The sequence below is a fragment of the Dermatophilaceae bacterium Sec6.4 genome (genome assembly GCA_039636865.1).
Classification (GTDB): Bacteria; Actinomycetota; Actinomycetes; order Actinomycetales; family Dermatophilaceae; genus Allobranchiibius.
Genome location: CP144172.1, coordinates 681,383 through 707,499, shown reverse-complemented (window position 1 = coordinate 707,499; position 26,117 = coordinate 681,383). Strand labels below are relative to the sequence as shown.

At 66.9% G+C, this 26,117-nt stretch carries 28 protein-coding genes; 13 read left to right on the top strand and 15 right to left on the bottom strand.

Translation table 11 applies throughout. The features are described 5' to 3' along the window. Window positions 1-2: 2 nt before the first annotated feature. The 9 genes from V3G39_03425 to idi all read right to left on the bottom strand — a co-directional run bounded on the left by V3G39_03425 (window position 3) and on the right by idi (window position 7,949). The gene (locus V3G39_03425) at window positions 3-1,040 is read right to left on the bottom strand and encodes a 2-oxoglutarate and iron-dependent oxygenase domain-containing protein (GenBank protein XAS77103.1); all 1,038 of its coding nucleotides are present in this window, start codon (window positions 1,038-1,040) and stop codon (window positions 3-5) included. 128 nt (window positions 1,041-1,168) lie between these two features. Beyond that, window positions 1,169-1,504 carry a lycopene cyclase domain-containing protein gene (locus V3G39_03420; GenBank protein XAS77102.1) on the bottom strand — a complete coding sequence of 112 codons (336 nt, stop codon included), beginning with the start codon at window positions 1,502-1,504 and terminating at the stop codon, window positions 1,169-1,171. 9 nt (window positions 1,505-1,513) lie between these two features. After that, entirely contained in the window at window positions 1,514-1,873 is a 360-nt protein-coding gene (locus V3G39_03415) for a lycopene cyclase domain-containing protein (protein XAS77101.1), read from the bottom strand. Between the two features lie 19 nt (window positions 1,874-1,892). Then, window positions 1,893-2,801, bottom strand: coding sequence for a phytoene/squalene synthase family protein (locus V3G39_03410; GenBank protein XAS77100.1), 909 nt, complete (start codon window positions 2,799-2,801; stop codon window positions 1,893-1,895). After that, window positions 2,798-4,291, bottom strand: coding sequence for a phytoene desaturase family protein (gene crtI / locus V3G39_03405; protein XAS77099.1), 1,494 nt, complete (start codon window positions 4,289-4,291; stop codon window positions 2,798-2,800). The genes V3G39_03410 and crtI overlap by 4 nt, the downstream gene beginning before the upstream one ends. A 43-nt stretch (window positions 4,292-4,334) precedes the next feature. Next, the gene (locus V3G39_03400) at window positions 4,335-5,513 is read right to left on the bottom strand and encodes a cytochrome P450 (protein XAS77098.1); all 1,179 of its coding nucleotides are present in this window, start codon (window positions 5,511-5,513) and stop codon (window positions 4,335-4,337) included. Then, window positions 5,510-6,583: a glycosyltransferase family 2 protein gene (locus V3G39_03395; GenBank protein ID XAS77097.1), complete on the bottom strand. Its 1,074-nt coding sequence runs from the start codon at window positions 6,581-6,583 to the stop codon at window positions 5,510-5,512. The genes V3G39_03400 and V3G39_03395 overlap by 4 nt, the downstream gene beginning before the upstream one ends. A 47-nt stretch (window positions 6,584-6,630) precedes the next feature. Next, window positions 6,631-7,326 carry a 1-acyl-sn-glycerol-3-phosphate acyltransferase gene (locus V3G39_03390; GenBank protein XAS77096.1) on the bottom strand — a complete coding sequence of 232 codons (696 nt, stop codon included), beginning with the start codon at window positions 7,324-7,326 and terminating at the stop codon, window positions 6,631-6,633. After that, complete coding sequence (gene idi / locus V3G39_03385; GenBank protein XAS77095.1) at window positions 7,323-7,949, bottom strand: isopentenyl-diphosphate Delta-isomerase; 627 nt, start codon at window positions 7,947-7,949, stop codon at window positions 7,323-7,325. The genes V3G39_03390 and idi overlap by 4 nt, the downstream gene beginning before the upstream one ends. Before the next feature lie 278 nt (window positions 7,950-8,227). Here idi and V3G39_03380 point away from each other — a divergent pair, with 278 nt between their 5' ends. Genes V3G39_03380 through V3G39_03370 form a run of 3 tightly spaced genes read left to right on the top strand, consistent with a single transcriptional unit; the run spans window position 8,228 to window position 11,286 of the window. Continuing rightward, window positions 8,228-9,019 carry a VOC family protein gene (locus V3G39_03380; GenBank protein XAS77094.1) on the top strand — a complete coding sequence of 264 codons (792 nt, stop codon included), beginning with the start codon at window positions 8,228-8,230 and terminating at the stop codon, window positions 9,017-9,019. Between the two features lie 17 nt (window positions 9,020-9,036). Further along, entirely contained in the window at window positions 9,037-10,056 is a 1,020-nt protein-coding gene (locus V3G39_03375) for a sigma-70 family RNA polymerase sigma factor (GenBank protein XAS77093.1), read from the top strand. A gap of 60 nt (window positions 10,057-10,116) precedes the next feature. Further along, on the top strand, window positions 10,117-11,286 hold the full coding sequence (locus tag V3G39_03370) for a low temperature requirement protein A (protein ID XAS77092.1): 1,170 nt from the start codon (window positions 10,117-10,119) through the stop codon (window positions 11,284-11,286). Between the two features lie 110 nt (window positions 11,287-11,396). Here the strand turns inward: V3G39_03370 and V3G39_03365 are convergent, their stop codons facing one another. Continuing rightward, on the bottom strand, window positions 11,397-11,864 hold the full coding sequence (locus V3G39_03365) for a MarR family transcriptional regulator (protein ID XAS77091.1): 468 nt from the start codon (window positions 11,862-11,864) through the stop codon (window positions 11,397-11,399). Window positions 11,865-11,953: 89 nt separating this feature from the next. Here V3G39_03365 and V3G39_03360 point away from each other — a divergent pair, with 89 nt between their 5' ends. Next, window positions 11,954-12,502, top strand: coding sequence for a YceI family protein (locus V3G39_03360; protein XAS77090.1), 549 nt, complete (start codon window positions 11,954-11,956; stop codon window positions 12,500-12,502). Between the two features lie 70 nt (window positions 12,503-12,572). Here the strand turns inward: V3G39_03360 and V3G39_03355 are convergent, their stop codons facing one another. Both V3G39_03355 and V3G39_03350 read right to left on the bottom strand, forming a co-directional pair. After that, on the bottom strand, window positions 12,573-12,914 hold the full coding sequence (locus V3G39_03355; GenBank protein XAS77089.1) for a tetratricopeptide repeat protein: 342 nt from the start codon (window positions 12,912-12,914) through the stop codon (window positions 12,573-12,575). Window positions 12,915-12,962: 48 nt separating this feature from the next. After that, entirely contained in the window at window positions 12,963-13,472 is a 510-nt protein-coding gene (locus tag V3G39_03350) for an OsmC family protein (GenBank protein ID XAS77088.1), read from the bottom strand. A 142-nt stretch (window positions 13,473-13,614) separates the two neighbouring features. Between V3G39_03350 and V3G39_03345 the strand changes: the two genes are divergently transcribed. The 8 genes from V3G39_03345 to V3G39_03310 all read left to right on the top strand — a co-directional run bounded on the left by V3G39_03345 (window position 13,615) and on the right by V3G39_03310 (window position 21,366). Next, window positions 13,615-13,782, top strand: coding sequence for a hypothetical protein (locus tag V3G39_03345; GenBank protein XAS77087.1), 168 nt, complete (start codon window positions 13,615-13,617; stop codon window positions 13,780-13,782). Beyond that, window positions 13,782-15,584 (top strand): glycoside hydrolase family 15 protein, encoded by a 1,803-nt coding sequence (locus tag V3G39_03340; GenBank protein ID XAS77086.1) that lies wholly within the window; start codon window positions 13,782-13,784, stop codon window positions 15,582-15,584. Before V3G39_03345 ends, V3G39_03340 begins: the two co-directional genes overlap by 1 nt. 1 nt (window position 15,585) lies before the next feature. Beyond that, a complete protein-coding gene (locus V3G39_03335) occupies window positions 15,586-16,047 on the top strand; it encodes a hypothetical protein (protein ID XAS77085.1) in 462 nt (153 codons plus the stop codon). Beyond that, a complete protein-coding gene (locus tag V3G39_03330) occupies window positions 16,044-16,490 on the top strand; it encodes a hypothetical protein (GenBank protein XAS77084.1) in 447 nt (148 codons plus the stop codon). The genes V3G39_03335 and V3G39_03330 overlap by 4 nt, the downstream gene beginning before the upstream one ends. After that, entirely contained in the window at window positions 16,490-17,239 is a 750-nt protein-coding gene (locus tag V3G39_03325) for a gluconate 2-dehydrogenase subunit 3 family protein (GenBank protein ID XAS77083.1), read from the top strand. Before V3G39_03330 ends, V3G39_03325 begins: the two co-directional genes overlap by 1 nt. Continuing rightward, window positions 17,236-18,876 (top strand): GMC family oxidoreductase, encoded by a 1,641-nt coding sequence (locus V3G39_03320; GenBank protein ID XAS77082.1) that lies wholly within the window; start codon window positions 17,236-17,238, stop codon window positions 18,874-18,876. Before V3G39_03325 ends, V3G39_03320 begins: the two co-directional genes overlap by 4 nt. A 13-nt stretch (window positions 18,877-18,889) precedes the next feature. Beyond that, window positions 18,890-19,777 carry an SDR family NAD(P)-dependent oxidoreductase gene (locus tag V3G39_03315; GenBank protein ID XAS77081.1) on the top strand — a complete coding sequence of 296 codons (888 nt, stop codon included), beginning with the start codon at window positions 18,890-18,892 and terminating at the stop codon, window positions 19,775-19,777. 242 nt (window positions 19,778-20,019) lie between these two features. Then, window positions 20,020-21,366, top strand: a complete 1,347-nt coding sequence (locus V3G39_03310) for a DUF2254 domain-containing protein (protein ID XAS77080.1) — start codon at window positions 20,020-20,022, stop codon at window positions 21,364-21,366. A 99-nt stretch (window positions 21,367-21,465) separates the two neighbouring features. Here V3G39_03310 and V3G39_03305 read toward each other — a convergent pair whose 3' ends face one another. Then, window positions 21,466-23,022 carry a S53 family peptidase gene (locus V3G39_03305; GenBank protein ID XAS77079.1) on the bottom strand — a complete coding sequence of 519 codons (1,557 nt, stop codon included), beginning with the start codon at window positions 23,020-23,022 and terminating at the stop codon, window positions 21,466-21,468. A 126-nt stretch (window positions 23,023-23,148) separates the two neighbouring features. After that, window positions 23,149-24,438 carry an MFS transporter gene (locus V3G39_03300; GenBank protein ID XAS78169.1) on the bottom strand — a complete coding sequence of 430 codons (1,290 nt, stop codon included), beginning with the start codon at window positions 24,436-24,438 and terminating at the stop codon, window positions 23,149-23,151. A gap of 134 nt (window positions 24,439-24,572) precedes the next feature. Between V3G39_03300 and V3G39_03295 the strand changes: the two genes are divergently transcribed. Further along, window positions 24,573-25,196: a hypothetical protein gene (locus V3G39_03295; protein ID XAS77078.1), complete on the top strand. Its 624-nt coding sequence runs from the start codon at window positions 24,573-24,575 to the stop codon at window positions 25,194-25,196. 71 nt (window positions 25,197-25,267) lie between these two features. Here the strand turns inward: V3G39_03295 and V3G39_03290 are convergent, their stop codons facing one another. Then, entirely contained in the window at window positions 25,268-26,017 is a 750-nt protein-coding gene (locus V3G39_03290) for a fructosamine kinase family protein (protein ID XAS77077.1), read from the bottom strand. Between the last annotated feature and the right edge of the window lie 100 nt (window positions 26,018-26,117).

Below are 26,117 nucleotides of genomic sequence, written 5' to 3'. Positions count from 1 at the left end.
GGTCAGCGGGCGGCGGCTCGCACCCGCTCGGCTTCGCTACCCGCTGCAGTGTTCGACCGGCCGGCTCGAGAGCCGGCCAATTTTGCGCGCAGGTGCTCGCCGACGGTGATCGGCGGGTAGTCGCTCGCTCCGGCTTTTCCCGTTGGCATCGCCGCCACTGTTGCGTCGATGTTGCCGTCGTGGAAGTAGGCAGCGGAACGTCTGCGCTCGATACTGCCGTCCACCAGCGGCGGCTTCACCCGGTGCAGCGTCGACATCCACCGGTCACCCGTCCACCGCGCCATCAGGTCACCGAGGTTGATCAGCAGCGCGTCATCGGCGGGCGACACGTCGTGCCACACCCCGTCGTGATCGAGCACCTGCAGGCCACGCACCTGATCCGCCCAGAGCACCGTGACGATGCCGTAGTCGGTGTGCTCGCCCATCCCGGTCAGGTCGCCGTCCAGTTGCACATCGGTGCCCGCCGGAAGCGCGTAGTTGTTCATCCGCAATACGTCGATCGAGTGGTCGGTGTAACCCTGGAAGAAGCCGTGGGGTAGTTCGAGAGCGTCCGCGAACACGTCGGTCAGCACTCGCGCAACCCGACCCGCTTCGGCGAAATAGGCCTGAACCTGGGGCTGGAAGTCCTCGACGCTCGGCCAGAGATTCTCCGGGTAGTCCTCCTTCGGTAGCCCCAGGGCGGGGAAGTCGCTGGCCTGGCTACCGACGTTGAACGCCTCGAAGAAGTCGTTCATCCGATTCGCCGCCTCCACGCCGAGGGACAGGGAGAGCGATTCGGACTTCGGCGGTGCGTACCCGCGGTTGATGTGCGGCGGGGTGCGGTACTCCTTCTTGACGTCCAGGTCCTGGGCGAAGAAGCCGTCCATCGCGGCCTTCAACCCGTTGATCGCGTCAGCGGGTATGCCGTGCCCGACGATCTGGACGAACCCGACCGCACTGCACGCGGCATCCATCGCTGCCGCGCAGGCGCGCTGGTCCGCTGGACTGCCGCGCTCGACGTACGCGCTGATATCGACCGTCGGCACTTCAAAGGCGGACATGATCACTCCTCGTTCGCAGGGCGCTGCACGTGGCGGCCGGACTGATTCATTCTGCCCTGCACCGACGGAGCGGTGGACCGCCTCCGGGCCGGTACGCGGCCGCCCTCGCCGACATAGAGCATGCCCAGTTAGGACGTGGACGTGGGCCGACTGTTCGGCGGCGCACGGCGGGTCAGGCGCACCCAGACGAGCAGCACCGCAGTGCACAGCGCAAAACCGAATGCAAAGTCCTCGATCGGGATACCAGGCGGCAACCGGATGCCAAGGTTCTGCGAGTCGTCATAGGCAACAACCGGCTCGGACCCACGAGTCAGCAGACCGTCCACCAGTACCTGGAATGCGACCACGATCGTCATCGACGCCCAGTAGCGCACCGTCTTGAAGAGCCCGGTCCGCAGCCACGCGAGCTCGAGCGCCACCACCACGATCAACCCGAGGACGACGGACACCGTGTATTCAGGCATCACGTGTACTCAGGCATCGCGGCCCGCCTCGCGCGGCGATCGAGCAGGCAGCCGCGCCCGCAGCAGCCGCCCGCAGATGCCGACCGCCTCGTACGTCAGTAACCCGCAGATCGGCACCACCACGAAGAAGAGCACTTCTTCGAGCGGCATCGGACCGATGTCGATACCGACGAGGTAGCGGGCCCCATAGGTCCACCAGCCGCGGTCGATACCCACCAGATCCCAGGCGATGAACACGACAGCCGGGCCGGCAACCGCAGCGAAGGCCAGCAGCGGCCGACGCCACACCCGCGCTCCGATCAGGAACTCCAGGGGAAGGGTGAGCACCACGCAGCCGGCGAGGATGAGTAGGTAGGTCAGGTGTTGCACGATCTCGGTCCCGGTCTCGTCACCTGCGCCGGGCAGGCGGCGACCCGGCGGCCTGCCACCGCGAAGCGGGCGTGGCCATCAATCGCGCCGCCATTCCCGCTTTGCGCCAGGTCGGCAGCTGCACCCGTGCCGCGAACACGTCGTAGTCCGCGTCTTCGATCAGATCCAGGATGCGCGAGTAGAGCCGCCGGGCGATCACCACGCAGCGTGCAGAGGCTCGAGGCAGGTATTCCATCCCCGTGTCGGCATGCGCGTAGAGCGCACGGGTGCGCTCGATCTCGAAGCGCATCAACGCTTTCCACTCCGGCGTGACCGAACGCGCATCCGGGTCGGCGCCGAACCGCTCGAAGTCCTCCAACGGCAGGTAGTGCCGGTCGCGGTCACGGTCTTCGTCGACATCGCGCAGGAAGTTGGTGAGTTGGAACGCCAGGCCGAGGTCGCGAGCCGGGGCGTACGCGCGCCGATCGGTGGGCTCGAGCACCGGCAGCATCATCTCGCCGATGACGGCGGCCGATCCCTCCATGTAACCGAGCAGATCCTCATAGGTCGCATAGTGCGTGACCAGCAGGTCGCTGCCCATGGCGCCGAAGAACCGATCGAAGCATTCCTGCGGAATGTCGCGCCGCTCCGCAGTATCTGCAGCAGCCGCCAGCACCGGGTCATCGCTCGCACCGGCGCGATGCGCCCGGAAGGCCTCCACGAAAGCCTCCAGCTCTTGCCCGGTCCGCTCGCGATGCGCCCCGTCGGTGGCGTGCGGTGCATCGACGATGTCGTCGGCGAGTCGGCACAGTGCGTAGACGGAGTAGACGTCGCGGCGTTGGGCTGCGGGCAGGGTACGGGCTCCCCAGAAGTACGTCGTGCCATAGGCCTTGGTCAGCACCGCACAGCGGGCGTACCCGACCTCCAGCAGCGCCGGATCGACACTCATCGGGGCACTCCCAGATGGGCCAGAGCACGCTGCGCGGCCAACTTGCCGCTGACCAGTACCATCGGCACCCCGACACCCGGCGTGGTGCCGTGCCCGGCGAAGATCAGTCCCGGCACCCCGCGCGCGAAGTTGGTCGGTCGGAACGGGCCCGATTGGGTGAGGGTATGTGCGAGCGCGAACGGCGTGCCCTCGGAGAGCCCCTGGTCGGCCCAGTCCCCAGGAGTCACGAGGTGCTCGCTGACGATGTCGGTCGGGTAGCCCGCCCCGCGTAGGAATCCGGTGAGCCGCTCGCGCATCTGGTCGCGCATCTGAGACCAGTCGAGCGCGCCGCCGAGGTGCGGAGCAGGCTCCAGCACGTACATCGCGGCGCCACCGGGTCGAGCCCGCGACGGGTCGGTCACCGACGGCACGGACACCAGCCGCGACGGGTCACGCATCAGCACCCGCTCGTCGAGCAGCTCGTCGAACGACTTGGCCCACTCCTTGCCGAAGTGGATGTTGTGGTGACGCACATCGTCGGGTGCCGCGTCCGCGGTGCCCACGTGCCATACGACCGCAGACGGCGAGAACTTCGGTTTACGCAGCGATAGAGGGCGTTTGGTCTGAGGCAACAACACGTCGTACATCGTGGGCAGGTCCCCGGTCGCGATCACCACGTCGGCAGCGAGCACCTCATCGCCCGCCGCGCCGCCTTGCACGACCACCCCGCTGACTTCGCCGGACGGCGTACGCCGCAGCCCGGTCACCTCGGTGCGCAGTCGGATGTCGACGCCGGCGGCCTCGGCAGCGCGCGCCAGCGCACGCGGCACATCGTGCATACCGCCCTTGGGGAAGAAGACCCCGCGCACGCTGTCCATGTAGGTGATGACAGCGAAGATACCCAGCGCCTGCTGCGGTGAGACCCCGGCATACAGGGCCTGGAAGGTGAAGAGCCGGTGCAGCCGCTCATCATCGAACCGGCTGCGGATCAGCGGGTCGAGGTGGCGCAGACCGCCCATCTTCAGCAACTTCACGCCCGGGGCGGGCGGGTTGGCGATCTGCCACGGACGCTCGAAGTTGCGGTCGATGAACCGCGGCATCTCCAGCTCGTAGAGCTGCTTCAACCAGATGACGAACTTCTGGTACGCCGCCGCGTCGTGGGCCCCGCACATCTCACGGATCTGCTGCGTCATCGCGTCGTGGTCGGCCAGCACATCCATCGTCGAACCATCTGCGAACCGCGCGCGATACGCCGGGTCGAGCTGCTGCAGCGTCAACTCGTCAGCCAGGCTGGTGCCAGCGGCCTGCAACGCTTCGTCGATCAGGTCGGGCATCGTGAGCACGGTGGGGCCCAGGTCGAAGGTGAAACCGGCGTCCTCGCGCATCGCCGCAAGACCACCGACGTGATCGCCACGTTCGACGACGACCACTTCGTGCCCGGTGCGCGACAGTTGGCAGGCCGCTGAAAGTCCGGCGAGGCCGGCTCCGATGATGACGACTCGACGACTCATGGGTGGAGCGCTCCTTGAAGGATTGAGTGGGCGGGCGGGTAGCTCATGTAGCGAGCAACTCGCAGTACTGCGGGCCGGCGGGGCTGAGCGTCACGCCGGCCCTCATCTCGTCGCCGCCGCTGACAAAACGCAACGTGCGGTCGGCCAAAACCTGCAGCACCACGTGCAGCAGCAGGGTTGCGTAGTGACGGCCGAGGCAGGTGCGCGGACCGGCCGCGAACGGCAGGTAACCCCACGCAGGCATCCTGTCCGCGAAACGTTCGGGTCGAAACTTCTGCGGCTCATCCCACAGGGACGGGTCGCGGTGGGTGAGGAACGGGCTGTACATGACCATGCTGCGCGCCGGGATCGTGCGCCCCTCGAATTCGACGTCGCGTGAGGTGATGCGACTGCCGAGCCATCCCGCCGGGTAGAGGCGTAACACCTCACGGACGACGTTCCGGTGCTGCGGCGGCGCGAGGTAGGCCGGTTGTTGCGCGACGTGCCGCAGTAGCCAGGCGAGCGTGTGCGCCGTCGTGTCGTATCCCGCGGCCAGTGCCACCCGCATCTCCGACAGGCCACCGTGCTCCGCGAATACCGCTGCGAGAGAGTTCGGTTCGGCATCTCTCAGCCGCGCAGCAAGCACCGCGTTCATCCGAGCGAACCGCCTCGGACGAGGCAGGAACGGTCCTGGCAGGGCGGAGGTCATCGGGTCCAGGAAGTCATTCAGCACCGGGTGCGTGCTCTGGGTGCCGAGGAACGTTCTGGACAGCACCGCGCGCACCACCCGCGACGCCCAGGCGACCGCGTCGAAGCGTCCCGCAGGCAAGGTCATCCGTACGACCTGCTCCATCTGCTCGGACAACTCGGCCACGGAGGACCGGGAGAAACCGGGATTCAATGCGGCCCGACGCGGCGCATGCTCGGGGTAGTCGGTGCCCACGATGCCGTCGTTGAGGTAGGGCGACAACTGACTCATCCCGCCCTTGCTGCGGAACGTGTCGAGATCGCCGAGCACCAGCCGGTTCCACGTGGGGCTGTAGCCGACGTAGGCCGTGCGCCACAGACGCAGCCGGAATACCGGTCCCAGCGCTGCACCCTCCTGCATGAGAGTCAGCGGGTCGGTGCCCCAGCGCCCGAGGTGCCCTGCGAACGGCTCACGGGTCGGCTCGGGGAAATCGGTAGCCCGACCGTCCCGCATCAACAGCGAGGACATAGGCGGGATGTGCAACAGTCCGCTCATGAGTAGGACCGGCCCTTCCAATGCTTGGTGCGCCTGATCGACACGGCAGCCACGGGCACCGAGTAGACCGGGGTGAGCGGCATGGTGAGCGCCTGCCACCACTGGCGCCGCCCCGTCGTGGACTCGATGATCACCCGCTCAACCACTCCCAGCGCCCACGGGATCGCCCACGCCGGTCGGCGAACGGTGAGCAGCGGAGGAGCCGTGTAGGCAACCAGGTGCCAGGCGGTGAAGACCACCATCATCGGGCGGTTACCCATGACCGCGAGCAAACCCTTACCCAGCCCGGCAACCAGCTCGTCGTAACCCTCATACATCCGCGTGCCGATCAGGTCGCCGCCGAGCGCGAGCCCGATCTTGCGACCGCTACGACGCACATGCCGGGCCATCGCGAGGTCTTCCACGATCTCAGTGCGGACGGCGCCGAACCCGCCGAGGGCGTCATAGGACGCTCGCGGGAAGGCCATGATCGAGCCGTTCGCGGCGGCTGCACCCTTGGCCAGCGGCTGATCCAGCAGCTGAAACGGCAACCCGGTGAGCAGCAGATCGTCGATCAACGGCATCGTCACGTGCTCCGCGAACGTCCTGGTCTCCTGCCGGGGAAAGACCGACATCAGGTCGGCGCGCTGTTCGCGCAGCTGCGTCAGCACAGCAGCAACGGCCCCCTCGCCGAGTTCGATGTCGGCGTCACAGAACAGCAGCACATCGCCCGATGCGGCGTCGGCGCCCTGAGCGCAGGCCCAGGTCTTGCCGACCCAGCCGTCCGGCATCGGCGCCCCTGCGACCACGCGGGCATGCGGGTGGCCTGCGGTCCGCTCGGCGAGCATCTCGGGCGTGCCGTCCGTCGAGCAGTCGTCCAGGAAGATCAACTCGTCGACGTCCTGCGCGAGCATCCCCGCCAACCGCGGGGGAATGCGGCCCGCCTCGTCACGCACCGGCACAATCAACGACACCCCGCCGGCCGTGCTGGTCGGGTCGTTGCGCAATACCGGAAAAGATCGTTTGTTGGACAGCGCGATGACGGTCTTGACCGCGATGAACGCGGTGACCGCCGTGAGTACCTTCCTCATTGCTGTACCTGACTCACGCTTGCACCTGACTCATTGCCGGCCCCGACTCATCGCTGCACCATGGCCGCCAGCTGGCTGATCCGCTCGTCCATCGATCGGCGACCGGCCACTATCTGCCGGAAACCCGGCAGCGGTTCGCGTGGATCGGCAGTGCTGATCAGCTCGTCCAGGGCGGTGAGCTGGGCGCTCATTGCCGACGCCAGGTCCTCGGGAGCCACCGGCGCGCCGATGTCGACAATGGCCTCAGCGTGCTGGTGACCACGGAAGACGACTCTCAGCGACACCGGCACCAGTGGGGCACGAGTCTGCTGGGCGAACCAACCGGCTCCGCGATGTAAAGGGCGCATCGGGCCCGGGCCGAGCAGCTCGCCCTCGGGCAGGATGATGAGAGTGGTGCCGTCCCGCAGCGCCTGCAGCCCCTGCCGGGGCCGGTCGCTGGGCACCAGGTGCAGCGGTTTGAGGAAGCCGAAGGACTTCAGATTCTCGGCATCCATCACCAGGGTCAACCGGTGACCCTCGTGGCGGAGCACCGAGGCGGCCACGAAGGCGTCCCACCAGGAGTGGTGGTTGCCCGACCACACGATCGGCGCAGGGGGCAGCTGACCGCGGACGCTGACCGAGCGCAGGTTGCTGCGCACCATCCGTTCGAACGCGGCGTACACGACCTTCGCAGAGAGCTGGGTCGCGCCATCAGATTTTGCACTGTCCGAGGTCCCACCGGTGAGCCTCGCGGGGATCTTCACAGCGTCACCGCCGACGGCAACCGCGAGGGGTCCGCGTCGGGCCAGCGTTCGGGGCAGTCGCCGAGCGCCACCAACGCATCGAGCTGCTCGCGGCACCACGGCGAGACACGACGCTCACCGGCCAACACGGCACCGGTGAAACCGCTCCAGGACACCCATTCGAAGTCTTCGACCTCGTCGGGCATCGGGCGCGGCTCACTCCCGCCGAGGGTATGCGCGACGAGTACGGGGCACAGCTCGAGCTCGACGACCGAGTTCATCTCCGCGCGGTAGGCGAAGTCGGCCAGCACCAGGCGCGGCATCCCGATGGGGAGCCCCAACTCGCGTCGGACCCGGCGCATCACCGCCCCGCGCAATGTCTCACCGACGGCAGGATGCCCGCACACCGAATTGGTCCAGACACCCGCGAAAGTCCGCTTGCTCAGCGCCCGCTGGGTGACCAGTAAACGGTCCTGGTGGTCGAAGATGTAACACGAGAACCCCAGGTGCAGCGGCGTATCCGCGTGGTGCACCGTCGCCTTGTCGTGGGTTCCGATGGCTGACCCGTCCGGGTTGAGGAGGATGACGTGCTCGACCTCCCCACTGGCGGGGTCGAGGATCTCACGGACGGAGTCGACCTCCACTTCAGAGGACTGACCGCTCTTTACTGCAGGGTGCACTGCTTACGCCGCTCGCCGAAGGGACACTGGCCGGTGTTCTGAAACGCTATCAATCAGGTGTTCAACGACTGTGGCCACCTCATTTCTTCCCCCGCGGCCCGGAAGTTTCCGGCAACCGCGAGCGGCGGCGTCAGCATCCTCCGATGATGAGCTTTCGCCGTATCGATGATTTCGATCACCGTGCGTCGTCTATCTCTGTAACCGCATCGCGCGGGCCCGCAGGACACCCCCAGGAGCAGCCCATGACCACACAACCCGTCACTCTCGCCGGAGCACCCACCTGGATCGACCTCAGCACGTCCGATCAGGGGGTCAGTCGCACGTTCTACGGCCAATTGTTCGGGTGGCAGTCGCAGGAACCAGACCCGCAGATGGGCGGCTACCTCAACTTCACCCTCGCCGGCGAGCGGGTGGCAGGCTGCATGCCAGCAATCCCTGGCATGCCTGGCACCCTCGCCGATGTGTGGACGGTCTACCTGGCCACTGACGACGCCGAAAGCGTATGTCGGGCAACGATGCAAGCCGGTGGCACCGTGATCGCGCCGGCAATGGACGTGATGGATCTGGGCAGGATGGCGGTCGTCGCCGACCCCAGCGGCGCGCCGATCGGTGTCTGGCAGGCCGGCACCCACCCGGGGCTGATCACCCAGGGCGAGCCGGGCCATGCCGCGTGGTTCGAGCTGCTCACCCGGGACCACGACGCCACCGTCAGCTTCTGCCGGACCGTGTTCGGGTGGGAACCGCAGCAGGTCGCTGACGAGCCGGGGTTCCGTTACACGACGGGTCGCATCGACGGCCGGGACGTCGTCGGGGTGATGACGACGGGTGAGCAGCGACCGGAGGGCTCGAGCGGTGTCGCCGCAGAAGCACCGGCGCAGTGGTCGGTCTACTTCGGTGTCGAGGACACCGACGCCAGCCTGCAGCGAGCGATCACACTCGGCGCGACGGTCGTTCATCCGCCGTCGGACAGTCCGCACGGCCGGGTGTCGGCGTTCACCGATCCCACCGGAACCCTGGTCAAGATCATTGCCTGAGACCTACGGTCAGCGATATGAGCACGAGCGATGCGATGACAACCGAGGTCTCTGTGCCCGATGCGACCGTTGCCGATGTGACCTCGACCATGCAGGATGCGGCCGGCGTTGATCCGGAGGCCTACCGCGCCGAACTGACCGGATACTGCTATCGGACGCTCGGATGCCCCGCGGACGCCCAGGACGCGGTACAGGAGACGATGCTGCGCGCGTGGCGCTCCTCGCAGGGATTCCAAGGCCGGGCAAGCGTTCGCACCTGGCTCTACCGGATCGCAACAAACGTGTGCATCGATGCCCAGCGCAGCGGATCCCGTCGGGCCAGGCCGATGGATCTGGGCCCTGCCGGACATCCGGTGCTGCAGGAGCTGGGCAACTCGCTGCCCGACACCGAATGGGTCCTGCCGATGCCGACACCGCAGCTCGGCGGCGTCGATCCTGCACAGGTGAGCATCGAGCGGGACACGGTGCGACTGGCATTCATCGCAGCGCTGCAGTACCTACCTCCGCGCCAACGGGCGGTGCTCATCCTGTGCGAGGTCCTGCGCTATTCCGCAGCGGAGGTCGCAGAGCTGCTCGACGTGAGCACGGGATCGGTCACCAGCGCGCTGCAACGGGCGCGCGTGACGCTGGCCGCGCGCCCCCACGAAGCTCCCGCCGAACCGACCCGGGACGTGGCGGGTCTGTTGTCGCGGTACGTCGCGGCGTTCGAGCGGTACGACGTCGACGCCTTGGTGGCTTTGATGCGCGAAGACGTGGTGATGAACATGCCGCCGTATCCGCTGTGGTTGCGCGGGCCGGCTGACGTCGCGGCGTGGCTGCGCGGGCCTGGCAGCGAATGTCGCGGATCGCGGCTGCTGTCGACCAGCGCGAACGGGCAACCGGCGTTCGGGCAGTACCGACCTGCATCGGGTGGCGGTCATGCAGCGTGGGCCCTGGTCGTACTGGAGCTGCGAGGGAATCTGATCGCGACGACGACGTCATTCCTGGACACGCCGGCCCTGTTCCCGCAGTTCGGCCTACCGCTGACGGTGCCCTGACACGTCCGATGGACGCCGTTACGGTGTGCCAACCCAGCCCGATCCCCTTGAGGACCACTCATGCCCCGTTTCATGCGGGACCGCTCAGGCCACGCGACCGTTACGAATACCGAGCTGTTCTTCGACCTGGTCTACGTCTACGCGATCACCCAGTTGTCGGTGCGGCTCGTCGAGCACCCGACCTGGGGCAATGCCGCACAGACTGCGCTGCTCCTGGCCATGGTGTGGAACGTGTGGGTCTACACCACCTGGGTTACCAACTTCCTGGATCCTGACAAGAGGCCCACCCGACTGATGCTGTTCGCCGTCATGCTCGGCAGCCTCGTGATGTCGGCAGCCATCCCGAATGCCTTCAGCGGTGGCGACGGGCCCGATCGCGGGCTGTGGATCGGTAGCGCGTACGCGGCAATGCAACTGGGGCGCACGGGATACGCCGTGTTGGCAACCCGCGGTGCAGCGGTGCACAACAACTTCATCCGAATCTTCAGCTGGTGCGCGGTCTCGAGCACGCTTGCGCTTGTCGGCGGATTCGTGGACGGCCCAGGGCGCGGCTGGCTGTGGCTGGCCGCCGTCGCGTTCGACCTGCTCGGCGGGTTCAGTCAGTTCTGGACCCCGTGGTTGGGCCGATCGGAAACGTCCGAGTGGGCTGTCGACGGCGCTCATTTCGCAGAGCGATGCCAGCTGTTCGTCATCATCGCCCTCGGTGAATCGGTCGTTGCGATCGGCTCGCCGCTGGCGGACTCCAAGAGCGTGAGTGCGTTGCTGGCCTTCTCCTTCGTCGGCGCCTTCGGCGGTGCGGTGGCGTTCTTCTGGGTGTACTTCGACCGCACTGCCGAGCAGGGTGTAGAAGCGATCACGGCCAGCGACGACCCGGGCAAACTCGCCGCGTTCGCCTTCCACTACGTCCATCCGCTGATCGTCGCCGGAATCATCCTGTCCGCCGCGGGGGACGACGTCGTGCTGCACGACCCCGGCCACCACGCGACGGGCGGCACATCCTGGTTCGTCGCCGGCGGTTCCGGGCTCTTCCTGTTCGGGCACTTCGTCTACCTACGGCTCATCCGCGATTCGGCCTCATTGCCGCATCTGGGCGCCATCGCGGTGCTGCTGGTGCTGGCGACCCTCGGCGGACACCTGACCGCATTGACCGTCGGCATGCTGACACTGGCCGTGCTCGTCGCGCTACTGCTCATCGACACCCTGACGACCCGTCGGCATTCTCAGCCCTGAGCACGAAGGGCCGTCGAGTGTCGGCAAACATTGCCAGAGTCGGGATTCTGGAGACGACTCGCCGGTCGAGTGTCGGGAAACCCGGGGTAGCGAAACTTGGGTTCGGGCGCCTACGTCGCGTCGTCACCCAATGCGGCCAGCACCTTGGCCGTCACGTGGTCCAGCTGCGCGAGTTCGGCCGGGTCGAGCACGTCGAACAGGTACCCCCGCACGTGCCGGACGTGGCCCGGCGCCGCCTCTTCCAGGTCGGCCAGCCCTGCGGGTAGAAGAACGACATCCGCGCCCCGACCGTCCTGTGGGCACTGCTGCCGTTCGACCAGTCCGCGCTTCTCCATGCGGGTGAGATGGTGCGACAGACGGCTACGTTCCCACTGCATCTCGTCGGCGAGCGCAACCACCCTGACGCGATGATCGGGCGCTTCGCTCAGCGTGACCAGTACCTCGAAATCCTGCAACGACAGCCCGGACTCGTCGATCATCTCTCGCGCCAGGCGCGCGGTAAGTCGGGAATTGACGTGCAGCCACTGCCGCCAGATTCGCTGCTCCTGTTCGCTGAGCCATCGCACCTCGGTCGTCATGCAGGAGATCCTACCGTGCCTAGTTGACATATCACTAAAGGTGCCGGATATTTGGGTGACACATCACTCACTACCTCTGGGAGTACCGCATGAGCACCACCTTGAAAGACCTCGACGGCACCTACACCATCGACCCCGCGCACAGTGCGGTCGGCTTCGTCGCGCGGCACGCAATGGTCACCAAGGTGCGCGGGACATTCACCGACGTCGAAGGCTCCGCCACCACCGGCGCCAACCTGCACGAGGCGAAGGTCTCCCTCAATATCGCTGTCGCGAGTGTCGACACACGCGACGCAAAACGCGACGGCCACCTACGCACCGGCGACTTCTTCGAGGTCGAGAAGTACCCCGCCATGACCTTTCACTCCACCCACGTGAGTGCGGTGGACGATGACACCCTGCGGATCGTCGGCGACCTGACGATCAAGGACACCACCAAATCGGTCAGCATCGACTTCGACTTCAACGGCTCCGCTGTCGACCCCTACGGCAACGAGCGCATCGGCTTCGAGGGCTCGACCGTGATCGCCCGCTCGGACTACGGCATCAGCTTCAACGCAGCGCTGGAGACCGGCGGCGTGCTCGTGTCGGACAAGATCACCCTGCAGCTCGACGTGTCCGCCATCAAAGCTGCCTGACCCCGCTCGCAACGCGCCCGTTGACGGAGTTGGAAAACCGTTGACGGGCGCTGTCGGCGTGCTGGCAGCCCTACAGGCCCCACACCTTGGCCATCGCCAGGTAGTTACGCGCCTCGGCGTGCCGCGACTGACGTTGCAGGGTGCGACCGAGCAGCAATGCCGCGTACCCCTCGGTCGGCTGGGAATCCAACACGGCTCGGGCCTCCCGTTCGGCACCGTTCAACTGGGCGGAATGAAAGTAGGCGCGCGCAAGTAGCAGCCGCGCAGCAGTCGTCCCGTGCGTGACCTCGGAGTTGGCGAGCAGCTTCTCCAGGACGACGGCAGCTTCGGAGTAGTCACGCCGGGTGTAGAGCTCCTCGGCGTACTGCAGCTGGGTGTAGTCGCCGGTCTGGGTGTTGTCGATCTGGGACATGGGCAAACCTCCTGCATCGATGACGTCGCGCAACGGCTTCGCAGCAGCTCAGCAGTATTCGACCGGATCGGGCGGATCGTGCAGGCTGACCGTCAGGTCGTCGCCACCTTCCACAACAAATGAAGCCTCGATCATCATCCCGCTGCGCAAGGACCGGGCAATGAAGCACTCCCGGTGGGCGAGCTGCACCAGCCGTTGCACCCGGTCGGTACGACTGCCCGGCGCCAACGTGATGCGCGGTCTCAGCTCGATCAACTCAACCCAGGCAGGACCGCCCAGCTCGGTCATCAGCCCGACCGCAAAGTCGTCGTAGGCAAGCACATCCAGCCGGGCGCGCGCCGCAACCGCGAGGAAAGACAGCATCTGACAGCTGCTCGCCGCGAGTACCAGTAACTGCTCGGGGTTGCGCAGCGTCGGATCACCGCCGAAGTACGGGTCGCTGCTCAGTCGCTCCTGGCGCCCCGCGACGGTCCCGGTGTGCTCGCGGCCGTATCCGGCGTACCCCACCCCCGTCGACCCCGACCACTGGACCCGTACGTCGTACCGATGCTCGACCACCGTTCACCGTAGGGGCAGCCCCCACACTCACCCCAGCGCACAGTCAGCCGACGGGCGTAACGTCTGCGACAGACCGAACGCCCTGCCGTCTGTTGCCGGACAGGTGGGCAGAACCAGACGTTGACTGAGAAAGTGCGGCTTAATGGCGGGCAACAACGAACATTTGGCTGCGGTCATCACCGGGTGTGTATCCGGGGTCGGTCGGGCCACTGAAAGTGGATTCGCGGGCGCGGAGTATGACGTGGTGGTCCTGGCTCGTGACGCCGCAGAACCCGCAGGGCCCACTGCACGCCACGCCGGCCGGTCCTGATGGGTGATCGACTGGTCCGCGACGCAGACGGGTACGCGCCGATCGGTGAATACGCCGTGTTGGGCGACGGGCGTGGGGTGGCGTTGCTCGCATCCGATGGTTCGATCGACTGGTGGGCTGCGCCCCGGCTGGATTCCGCGCCCCCTGTGTCGGGCCTGCTGGACCCTGAGCGTGGTGGTCGTATCCGGTTGTGTCCCAGTGATACCGACGCGACGTACCGGTGGCGCTATCTGCCGGACACCAACCTTGTCGAGACCATCTGGACGACCTCGAGCGGCGTCGTCCGCGTTACCGACTCGCTCAACTCCGGCTCGGCAGGGGCGCTGCCATGGGGTGAGCTCGGACGTCGGATCGAGGGCGTGCAGGGACAGGTCGAAATGGACCTGCTCATCCTGCCCGGCGACGGGATGCGCGAATGGGAGCCATGGGTCGATGACGATCAGCGCGGACCGATCATCCACGCCGGCACGCTCACCCTCGGAGTGCGTTGCAGTGATCAGATCCCTCTCGAGATGTCCCATGACCGCGTCCAATCCCGTTTCGAAGTCACCGACGGCGACCGCTGCATCGTCGGCGTGGTCGCCTCGGACGCCGACCCGCTCTTCATGTGCTCCGTCGACGCCATCGACCACCGGATAGACGTCAGTGCCCGCGCGTGGTGCGAGTGGAGCAAGGGTGTTGTCTGGGCAGGCGCCGACCGCGAGCAGATCGTCCGCAGCGCACTGGCCTTGAAAACCCTCGTCATCGCCGAGACCGGCGCCGTCGCCGCAGCCGCGACGACCTCACTCCCGGAAAGCATCGGCGGTCCCAAGAACTGGGACTACCGCTACTCCTGGACTCGCGATGCAGCGTTCACCATCGACTCCCTCTCGCTGCTGGGGCTGCACGAGGAAGTCCACTCGGCTGTTGCCTGGTTGCTGCACGCAATCGAGAACAACGGTCCTGACCTGCGGGTGATGTACACGTTGAGTGGCAACGAGCCGGACGGCGGCGTGCGTTCGCCCGAACTGCCCGGTTACCGCCACAGCCTGCCCGTCCAACTCGGCAACAGCGCCTCGGGTCAGACCCAGCTCGGGGTCTACGGCGATCTGTTCGGCACCGTGGCGAACTGGGTCTTCCACGGTCATGTGCTGGACGTCGGCTCCAACCGCCAGTTGGCGGACCTCGCGGACCGCTGCGCCGATGTCTGGCGACATGACGATGCCGGCATCTGGGAACTACACACGAACCGCCAGTACACCTCGTCCAAGATGAACTGCTGGCGCGCGCTGGATTCCGCCGCGAAACTCGCCGAAGCCGGCCATCTCATCGGCTCAGGAGGGCGCTGGCGCGGCGAGGCCGCTGTCATCAAGGCATGGGTGAATGAGCACTGCTGGTCAGCTGAGAAGCAGGCCTACACCTTCTACGCGGGTACCGAAGAACTGGACGCGTCCGTGCTCCTCGGAGCCCAACTGGGTTTCGAGCGGGGCACGCGCATGTCGAGCACCATCGACGCGATCAACGCCGAGTTGGGCGCCGGTCCGCTGCTCTACCGCTACAGCGGGGTGCACCAGGAGGAGGCGACCTTCACCGCCTGCAGTTTCTGGCAGCCGCACGCGCTCGCGCTGGTCGGCCGGGTTCAGGAGGCGCAGCAGTTGCTCGACGCATTGGACATCGTCGCCGGCCCGCTCGGGTTGATGGCCGAGATGGTGGAGCCCGGCACCAACGCCCAGCTCGGCAACCTGCCGCAGGCCCTTAGTCACCTCAGCCACATCCGTGCTACAGCCGCGGTACGAGCCGCTCAGCGGGAAGAACGGAACTGACATGCAGCTGCGATATATCGAATTGGGTCGAGCCGCATGGGGTGGCGCGTTGCTGCTGGCTCCGGACAGCACGCTCGGCCGGATCCACGGGCTGAAGATCGACACGAAGAGTGAGGTCATCGCCCGGATCCTGGGCGCCCGCCAGCTCGCCCAGGCGGCCCTGTCCGGAATCGAGCCCAGCCCCGAGGTGCTCGCCATGGGGGTCTGGGTCGACCTCGCCCACGCAGCGAGCGCATTCGGCCTGGCCGTGGTCGACCGTTCCCGCGCGCGCGCCGGAATCACCGACGGCGTCGTAGCACTCACCTGGGCCGGTATCGGTTACCGCGACCTGGTGCAGGGCAGAGCCACCCCACCCGCCCATGATCGTCGCCGCGACCAGCTCGCCCGGATGGTGCTCGGGATGGCACCCGGTGGTGGACCGTTGCTGCGCATCGCCCAGCGTGACCGACAGGAGAAACGATGAACACCTCGACCACGATCGGTGCCGGTCTGTTGCAGAACGTGCGCACCGGACACTTCCAACGCACCCTTGCAGGGCTGACGGCGGGCGGAGCGGTGGTGACCACACTGGAGATCTACGTCTCGCACGACTCCGCGAGCTTCGGCAACAAATTGATGTGGATACCCATCGCCGTGGTGCCCACGCTGGTGCCCGCCGGTATTGCCGCCGTGTGCAACGAACGCGCCGCGCGGGTCGTGCTGCCGATAGCGAGCGCCTTGGTGGTTGCCAACGGCCTACAGGGCACCTACCTGCACCTGCGTGGCGTCGCGCAGAAGCCCGGCGGACTGAAGATGGCCGCTTACAACTTCGAGATGGGGCCGCCGGTCCTGGCGCCGCTGATCACCACGCTGGTCGGCGGAATGGGCCTACTCGCCTCCGTGTTGCGTCGCGAGAATTCACTCTGATGCCCTACCGCGCGCCACATCGCACGGGTGTCACGCCGCAGGGCCGTGGCCGATTCCCCGGTTTCGATGTCATGGACGAAGTCGACCGTTGGGACGATGTGACGGCTGGTGTCGTGTTGTCGCGTTTGCAGCCATTTACCGATCTGTCGTTCTTCACCGCAGCCGAGGACGCGATCATCAGCCCGCTGTGCGACCTGCTGCTGGAGCAGGATGCCGAGCCACGAATACCCGTCGTTGCTTTGATCGATGCGCGACTGGCCGCCGGTGAGACCGACGGCTGGCACTACGACGACATGCCGCCGGATCCGCAGGCGTGGCAGCAGACCCTGGCCGCACTCGACCAGGACGCACAGGACGCCTACGGCAAAGGATTCGGCGCACTGGGCGCCGGCCAACAGGCCGCGCTCATCCACAACATCAGCAGAACCTCGTCCAGTGAGGGCACCTGGCACGGCTGGGAGGCATCGCGGGTGTGGGGCCTGTGGACGCGGTACGCCTGCTCAGCCTTCTACTCCCACCCGTGGTCCTGGAACGAGATCGGTTTCGGCGGCCCGGCCTACCCGCGCGGCTACAAGAACGTCGGCCTGGATGCCCGCGAACGCTGGGAGGTCGCCGATCACGACGACAGCGACCCCGTGCCGTTCGCCGACCGCATCGAGCGGGCCCGTAACAGTCATGCGACCTTGACCGGCGGCTACGTCGCACCGCACGGCACGACCAGCGGCGCACAGAACGGGAGATCGGTGTGAGCACCAGGTTCAGTTACAAGTCACTACGCGATACCAATGAGTCTGCGTGGCTTGTTCCGCCGGGCAGCTCGCGCGTCAATCACGAGCTACGCCGCGATATGCGTCACTTCGCCGAAGACGACGAGGTCGACCTCGTCGTGGTCGGTGCAGGCGCCGGCGGCTCGGTGCTCACCCAGCGGCTGGCCCGTCGCGGGTGGGACATCGTGACCTTCGACGCCGGACCCTTCTGGGACCCGGATGCCGACTGGGTCAGCGACGAACGCGGCTCGCACAACCTCTACTGGAACGAGTCGCGCGTCATCGGCGGGTCCAACCCGGTGCCGCTGGGGTCGAACAACTCCGGCCGCGGCGTCGGCGGATCGCTCGTGCACTATTCCGGATTCGTACCGCGCCTGCACCCGTCGGACTTCGCCACCCACAGCCGCGACGGGGTGGGCGTCGACTGGCCGATCTCGTACGCCGACCTCAAGGGCTACTACGAGCAGGTAGAGCAGGAGCTGCCGGTCGCGGGGCAGGACTGGCCGTGGGGCGACCCGCACAAGTACGCACACCACGCGCACCCGGTCGGTGGGAACGGTTCGATCTTCCTGGCCGGCTGCGAGGCGGCCGGTGTCCCGGCACGGGTCGGACCGGTAGCTATCGCGAACGGGCGATTCGGCAACCGGTCGCACTGCATCTACCGCGGATTCTGTCAGCAGGGCTGCAAAGTCGGCGCCAAGGCAAGCCCGCTGATCACCCACATCCCCGACGCGCTGGCACACGGCGCGGAAGTGCGCCCGCACTGCCACGTCAGCAAGGTGCTGGTCGACGAGCGCACCGGTAAGGCATGCGGTGTCACCTACTTCAAAGACGGGGTCGAGCACCGCCAGCGCGCGAAAGCCGTGGCCGTCGCGGGGTACAGCATCGAGACCCCACGCCTGCTGTTGCTCTCGGCGACCAAGGATCACCCGAACGGTCTGGGCAACGACCACGATCAGCTGGGTCGCTACCTGATGGTGCAGGGCGCCCCGCAGTCGGCCGGCCGCTTCAGCGAAGAAGTGCGGATGTTCAAGGCGCAGGTGCCCGAGGCCAGTAGCGAGCACTTCTACGAGACCGACCCGGCCGCGGCATACAAGCGTGGCTGGTCCCTGCAGACCGTGGGCCCGCTGCCTATCGGATGGGCTGAACATGTTGCTGCACAGGGCCACTGGGGCGCGCCGCTGCGTGAGTACATGCGCGACTACGTGCATTGGGCCTCGATCGGAGCGCTCGCTGAGTTGCTGCCCCAGGCGGACAACCGGGTCACGCTCGCCGATGAGAAGGACCGGCACGGCTTACCTGTCGCGCACTTCAACTACTCACTGTGCAACAACGACAAGGCGTTGATCAAGGCCGCTACCGACTGCATGCAGGGCATTCTGAAGGCCGCCGGCGCCGAAGAGATGATGACCATCCAACGGTTCGCCCACCTGGTGGGCGGAGCCCGGATGGCGACACGCGCAGAGGACGGCGTGATCGACGCCTCGTACAAAGTGTTCGGCGTCGAGAACCTCTTCGTGGTCGACGGTTCGATCCTGCCCACGCAGGGCGCTGCCAACCCCGGCCTGACGATCATGGCGCTCGCCGCCCGCGCGGCCGATGTCATGTCACCACAGTGAATCCGGTGGCGCGATGAGAGCCGAGGTCGCACTCGTCGTCGGTGGCAGCTCGGGTATCGGGCTGGCCAGCGCCCGCGAGTTGATCGCCCGCGGCTACCGGGTCGTGCTGATGGCCCGCGACGCCGACCGGCTGACAGCCGTGGCGAACGAGCTGGGCGCGGGCACGACGACCGCTCCCGCCGACCTGCTGGACGCAGCGGCGGTGAGCAGGGCGGTGCTGGCCATCACGGCGGAGCACGGCAGCCTCGACGTGGTGGTGCACACCGCACAGGTGATGGCCTACGGACGCATCGAGGACGTGCCCGCGCACATCTTCGACACCGTCGTCGACATCGCCGTACACGGCACCGCGAACCTCGCGCGCGCCGTAATGCCGGTGTTCCGCAGCCAGGGCCATGGGTCGCTGATCGTGGTCAACTCGCTGCTCGGGCACATCGTGGTGCCGCAGATGGGCGCGTACGTGACCGCAAAGTGGGCGCAACTGGCATTGATCCGCACCCTGCAGTTGGAGACCAGGGACGCCCCCGGCATCCACATCAGCGAGGTGTCACCGGGTGCGATCAACACACCCATCTACGAGCAAGCAGCCAACTACACCGGCCGCGAGCCCGCGCCGCCGCCGCCGGTGTTGTCACCCGTGACGATGGCGCGTGCCGTGGTCGACTGCATCGAGAAACCCCGTCGGCACGTCGACGTCGGGCCCGCCAACAAGATCGCGACCCTCGGCTTCCACCTGATGCCGCGGGTGTACGGGGCGATCGTCGGACCGCTCGTGCAGCTCGCGGTCTTCCGTGGCTCGGACGTGCCGGCCTCGGACGGCAACGTGACCACTGCGAAGCCCGGCGCCGAAGGTGAGCGCGGGGGTTGGTCGCTGCTCGCGATTCGCCGACGTCGCAGCTGAGCACCGCCTCCCGTTCCGTCCCTCCCCCGTCCCTCCCTCCGCGTTGTGGTCGCCAGCGACCATAGTTGTGGTCGCCAGCGACCATAGTTGTGGTCGCCAGCGACCACAACGGAAGCATTCGGGCCCCTTTCGGACCGCGTTTGCGTCGCCAGCGACCACAAACGCGATGACTGGTGGGTGTAGGAGGATGAGCGCGTGGAACAGTGCACCCAGAACGTCGCCCGCCCGCCGAAGGATGCCGCGTGAGCCGGGTTGGTGGGTGGGCTGCTCAGGTGCGCGACAGCCTGCGCACCCAGTTGTGGCCCATTCCGGCCATCGTCGTCCTCATCGCGGTCCTGGCCGGGTTGTTCATCCCGCGACTGGACGAGAACATCGACGGGAATGTGTCGGGGTGGTTGGACGGGATCCTCTTCGGCGGCGATGCCGGCGCGGCGCGACAGTTGCTGGACACGGTTGCCAGCTCGTTGATCACCGTTACCTCGCTGACGTTCTCACTCACCGTGGTGACCCTGCAGCTGGCCAGCAGCCAGTTTTCCCCGCGCCTGTTACGAACCTTCACCCGCGACTTGTTCGTCCAGATCACCCTGGCGCTCTTCCTGGGGACCTTCGCGTACTCCCTCACCGTGCTGCGCGCCGTGCGCAGCGAAGGATCCACCTCATCGGCGTTCGTGCCGCAACTCGCGGTCACGCTCTCTTTTGTCCTGGGAGTTGTCAGCGTCCTGGGCCTGGTGCTCTTCCTCGCGCACCTCGTACGGCAGATTCGGGCCGAAGTGCTGTTGTGCAAGGTTGCCACCGATTGCCTCGAGGTCGTCGAAGACGTCACTGAGCCCGCATCACAGGATGACGTGATCTCCGGTGGGTCGGTGTCGGCCTACGGCCCTACGTCCCGTTATGTCTGCTCACATACCAGCGGTTTCCTCATCCGGGTCGACGAGCAGGAGCTGCTGGCGATGGCGGTGAAACATCACCTCACCCTGGTCATCGACCGAATGCCCGGGGATTTCGTGGTCGCCGAGGTGCCCCTCGGTTACTACCAACCAGATGATCCGGACGCCGAGCCGGTCGATCTGTCCGAGCACCTGGGCGCCTGCCTGCACACCGGAATGGAGCGCACCGACACCCAGGACATCGGATACGGCCTGCGGCAGCTGAGCGACGTGGCCAACAAGGCCCTGTCGCCCGGTATCAATGACCCGACGACAGCGGTGCACGCCATCTCCCACATTTCGGTCATCCTGTGCATGCTGGCCCGCCGCAACCTGGGCGACGCCCGGTTGTACGACGATGGCGGCGCTCTGCGCGTCGTACTCCGTCGCCCCGATCTGGGCAGGATCGTTGACGATGCGTTGCGTCAGCCACGCTTGTACGGCGTGTCCGACCCGGTCGTGCTGCGTGCGCTCTACCGCGCCCTGACCGATCTCGCCTGGCGGGTACACCCGCATCAGGCGTGGCTGGTGCGCGACGAGCTACGCAGGTTGGACCAGGCGGCCGCTGCGCGCGACGCCACGAGTGGCGAGGCACGCGAGGCGTCGCAGTGGAGCAAAGAAGTCGCCGAGGCGCTGGACGCGGCTGCCGCGGTCCGCGACTGAGCTCGAGCCATTTGAAGGTGCGAGTTGTACGAACGTGCGCGCCCTGTCGAGCGCGCACGTTCGTACAACTTTCTTGCTCGGCTTTCTTGCTCGGCGGCTTCAGGTGGTGCTGACCCGCCGCAGCAGGTCCGTGCCGACAGGGACACCGAGGCCCGTGCAGGCATCCCATCCGGGCCCGGCACTGTAGGCACCGTTCGACCCGCTGATGATGTCCCGAAAACCCGCTGGTGCGACGCCTGAGATCGCCCCGGCGTACAACGTGCCGTGAATGTCGGTAAATTGCCGCCCGGTGGCCTGCACGAGGCGCGCCACCAGGGCGGCCCAGAGCGGCGCGACCGCCGAGGTACCGCCGATGACCGTATCGGTGCCGTCGACGCGCACCTGGTATCCCGTTGCCGGGTCCGCCACCGCCGCGACGTCAGGCACACCCCGACCGGCTCCGCCCGCGGCGCGAGCCGGGACCCCGACGGCGGACTGGTAGCCCGGCAGCGCGAACGCGTCGGAGACTCCGCCACCCGTGGCACCAGTGGTCCCACCGTTGTTCCAGACCGTTTCGGAGCTGACGGTGGTGTCGCTCGCCTGTAGCGAAGTGCCTCCGCAGGCGAGCGCGTGCGGGCTGGAGGAGGGAAAGTCGCAGTGCACGCCACTGGTATCACCATCACTGGATCCGTTGTCTCCCGCAGCCGTGGTGACCACGACCCCGAGCGCTCCGGCGTCCGCGAACGCGGCATCCATCGCAGTACGCGCCTGGGCAGTCCACTGGTCCTCGCTCTGACCCCAGCTGATGCTGACAGCAGCCGGCGCGGGTGTGGCATGCACCGCCTCGGTCACCGCGTTGAGGAAGCCGGCGTCGGTATTGGGGGCGAAATAGACCTTGATCTCGGCTTTGGGTGCGAGCGCACCGATGACCTCGATATCAAGCAGTACCTCGCCGTCCGGGCCGTTCCCATCGCCGGTCGGCGCATTCTGTACCCCGTCGACCCCGATGGCGGTGACGTTCGGCGAGCCGACCCCCAGCCCGGTGAAATACGTGTCGAGGTCCTGCTGTGCGTACCCTCCGCCGAGCTCGATGATGGCAACGGTCTGCCCAGTACCGTCGGTGCCTGCCGGGAACTGGTAGACCTTCCCCAACTGCACGGGCGTGTACGACGTGGACACCGCCCGCGCGAATGCGACCCGTTCGCGTGCCTGGTCGCGGTTGTCCAGTCCCAGCACGGCAACGACGGCGTCGCCCAGTTCCACCGGTACCGACACCGACCCGGTGCGCATCCGGAAGGCGCCACGTTCGCTCTGCCCGCCAGGCAGCTGCACATCCTGCAGGTCGACCTCGAACAGTTGCTTCAGGACGGCGTAGCTGCCACGCACCTGGACCCTGCGACCGGGCACATCGGTCATCGTGACCTCGGCGCCGGCAGCCGTCACGGCCTGCCCGACTGCGGCGATATCGGCCGGATCGGCGCCGTACTGCGCGCCGAACTCGGCGCTGCCCATCACCGGCGCGCCCTTGTCAGGTGGCGGTAGCTGGTCCCGGCGGCGCAGCACCAGCGTTACCTGGATCTGCCGGTCGTCGGCCACCTGCTGCACAGCGTGCACGCCGCGCACGGCATCACGCCCACTGCCCGCGATCCTCGTCCTACGTCCTGACTCGTTCGTCATGAAACCCTCCGGTTCTCGTCCAGTCCGCTCATCGTGCACCCTGCCTCTGACAATGCACCAGGGAGAATCGATCACAGACAACGCCTTCGAGACGACGCATTCGAGCTGCTCCGGACGCGAGCGCACTCAACCCTTGACCGATGCGATGATCCGATCGGGCCTGGTGACCCGGTAGCGCACAAACACCGGTGCCGCGATCGCGGCGACCGTCACACCGACCACGACCAGTACCCCACCACCGGCGGCAGCAGCCGAGGTGCCGACGATGGCGGCAGCCCCACCGTGCGCGACGTCCGCCAACCGCGGACCGCCCGCGACGACGACGGTGAAGACACCCTGCAGTCGACCTCGCACGTCGTCGCTCGCCGCGGTCATCAACATGGTGGAGCGGAACGCCGCGGACGCCATGTCGGCCGCACCAGCGACCGCCAGAGCCAGCAACGCGACCACCAGGAGCGTCGTTGCGTGACTGCCGTGCGCAAACCCGACCGCGAGGCCGAAGGTGATGATCGCGACACCCCACACCAGAATGGCCGCAATGACGGCGGCGCCCTGGCGTTCGGTGCGCGAGACCCATCCGGAGAAGACGCCACCGATGACGGCACCAGCAGGGATCGCGGCGAAGAGCAACGCAAAGGCCAGGCCACCGTTTGCGGGACCCCCGAAGGATTCGTGCGCGATCTGCGGGAAGAGCGCGCGGGGCATCCCGAACAGCATCGCGATGATGTCGACTGCGAATGACATCAGCAGCACCTTGTGGTGACTGAGGTAGGCGAATCCATCCAGGACAGAACGCAGTCCGGCCTTCTTCGCGGTGCCGTCCGGTGGCAGGGGAGGTAACGCGATCACCGCCCGCAACGTGGCGAACAGGAACAGCGTGTCGAGCAGATAGAGCATCGAAAAGCCGAATACCGGCAGCAGTGCCCCGCCGACCAGCGGGCCGCCGATCGCCCCGAACTGAAAGACCGTCATCGTCAGAGAGTTCGCCGCCGGCAGTTGCTCAGGAGGCAGGATGCGCGGCAGCACCGCCGATCGCGTGGGTTGATTCACGGCGAAGAACGCCTGTTGGAAGGAGAAGAGCACGAGCAGCAACCAGATGTTGCGCAACCCCATCAGCGCCTGCACCCAGAAGAGTCCGCTACTGACGATCATCCCGACAGTCGTGATCCGCAACAGTGTGCGCCGGTCCATCACGTCGGCCAACGAACCGCCGTACAGCCCGAAAACGACCAGCGGGACGAGACCGAAGACACCGGTAAGCCCGACGTAGGCGGAGCTGCGGGTCAGGCCGTAGATCTGGGCGGGCACCGCGACCACTGTCAGCTGAGCGCCGATCAGAGTGACGATGTCAGCAGTCCACAACCGCCGGAACTCCGGCGTCTTGAGCGGTTCAGTGTCCGCCAAGAGCGCGCGCATGCTTGCCACGCAGTGTCCTCCTCGGTAGGAGATAGTGAATCTATGCGCAAGCGCCCGGCGATGCACACCCGGGCCTCCCGGTGCGCCTAGATTGACCGGTTGTGAGGGATCTCCGTAGAACGCCACGCAGATCGATGCGGCGATGGCCGGCGAGCGCGCTGGTCGCCCTGGCCCTCGTGCTGCAATTCTTCCTGCCCGAACAGGCTTCGCTCGGTCCGTCGTGGCTGATGCCGGCAGTACAGGCGCTGCTGCTGCTGCCGCTGGTGCTGTCCGATCCCATCCGGTTGCACCGCGAGGCACCTGCCATCCGGATTGTCGCGCTGGCCTCCGCGCTGGGCGTCCTGGGGGTCAATGCGCTCAACCTGGCCCGCCTGGTCTTCGCGATATCCACCGGCGGCAAGGTGTCCGCCCACCAGATGATCGTTGCTGCCGTGGTGATCGAGCTGACCAACATCACGGCCAACGCAGTGCTCTTCTGGGAAATCGACCGGGGCGGGCCGTTCGCCCGCAACCCGGAGCAGGCGCGGGACAGCGAGCACCCGGACCTGCTTTTCCCGCAGATGCAGGACGTGCACGACACCGCGTTCCTGCCGTGCTTCACCGACTACCTGTTTACCGCCTTCACGCTCGCGACTGCATTCAGCCCGACGGACACGATGCCGGTCAGTCCGCGGGCCAAGATGCTGTTCATGCTCGGCGGGGTGGTGTCGGTGCTCAGCCTCACCCTCGTGGCTGCCCGCGCCGTCAACTTGTTCTGACCGCGACTCGACCCGAGCCGACGAACGGGCGGTCTGCGCGTCACCTCCAGTGGGCGGCCCCGATGGCCGGCCTACAGGTATTGACGAGCGATACGGATCGCCTGATCGGCGTATCCGCCGCCGAAGACGACGGCGTGCATGGCGACCATCTGCAACTGATGCAGCGCCACCCGGCCGCGCCAGCCGTCGGCCAGTGGCGCGCACTCGTCGTACGCCGCGAGAATGCGCTCCAGCTGCGGGCATCCGAAGAGTCCCAACGCCGCCAGATCGGACTCGCGATGACCGCCATGCGCGGATGGGTCGATGAGCACGACACCGTCCGGGGTCCACATCACGTTGCCGGACCAGAGGTCACCGTGAATACGTGCAGGCGCATCATCAGTGTCGAATTCACCGGCCGTCAGGCGATCGCAGAGCGCCTCCAACTCAGGCCCCTGCAGCCAACGGGAATGATGCATCAGGGGCCGGATCCGCAGCTCGGCATACATCTGACCCCACCTCTGGCAGGGTCTTAACAGCAGCGGCAGCAGGTGCTCGTTCGGGCCCTGGTATCCGTCGCCACCCCACCCGTCCGGCCCCACGCCGTGCGCCGGGGCACCGGCTGCATGGGTGGCCGCGAGCGCCCTCCCGAAATCCTCCGCAGCAGCTCGGGACGGGGGCGAGGAGGTCAGTTCGGCCAAGCCGAGCCAACCAAACCCAGCCAGGCCAGTAGCGTCGCGCTCCAGCACCCGCACGATGCGGGCCCCTTTCGCGTCAGCGAGCCACTCGAGCCCGGCCACTTCCCACGCTGCAGGCCGCCCGGTCGTTGCCTTCCTCCACACATTGCCATTGTGTCGCCGAACCGTTACCGGAAAGCGACCAACCGCCCGACATACTTCGAGCGTCTATTCATTAGGCCGGCGATTGACGCCGACGAAAACA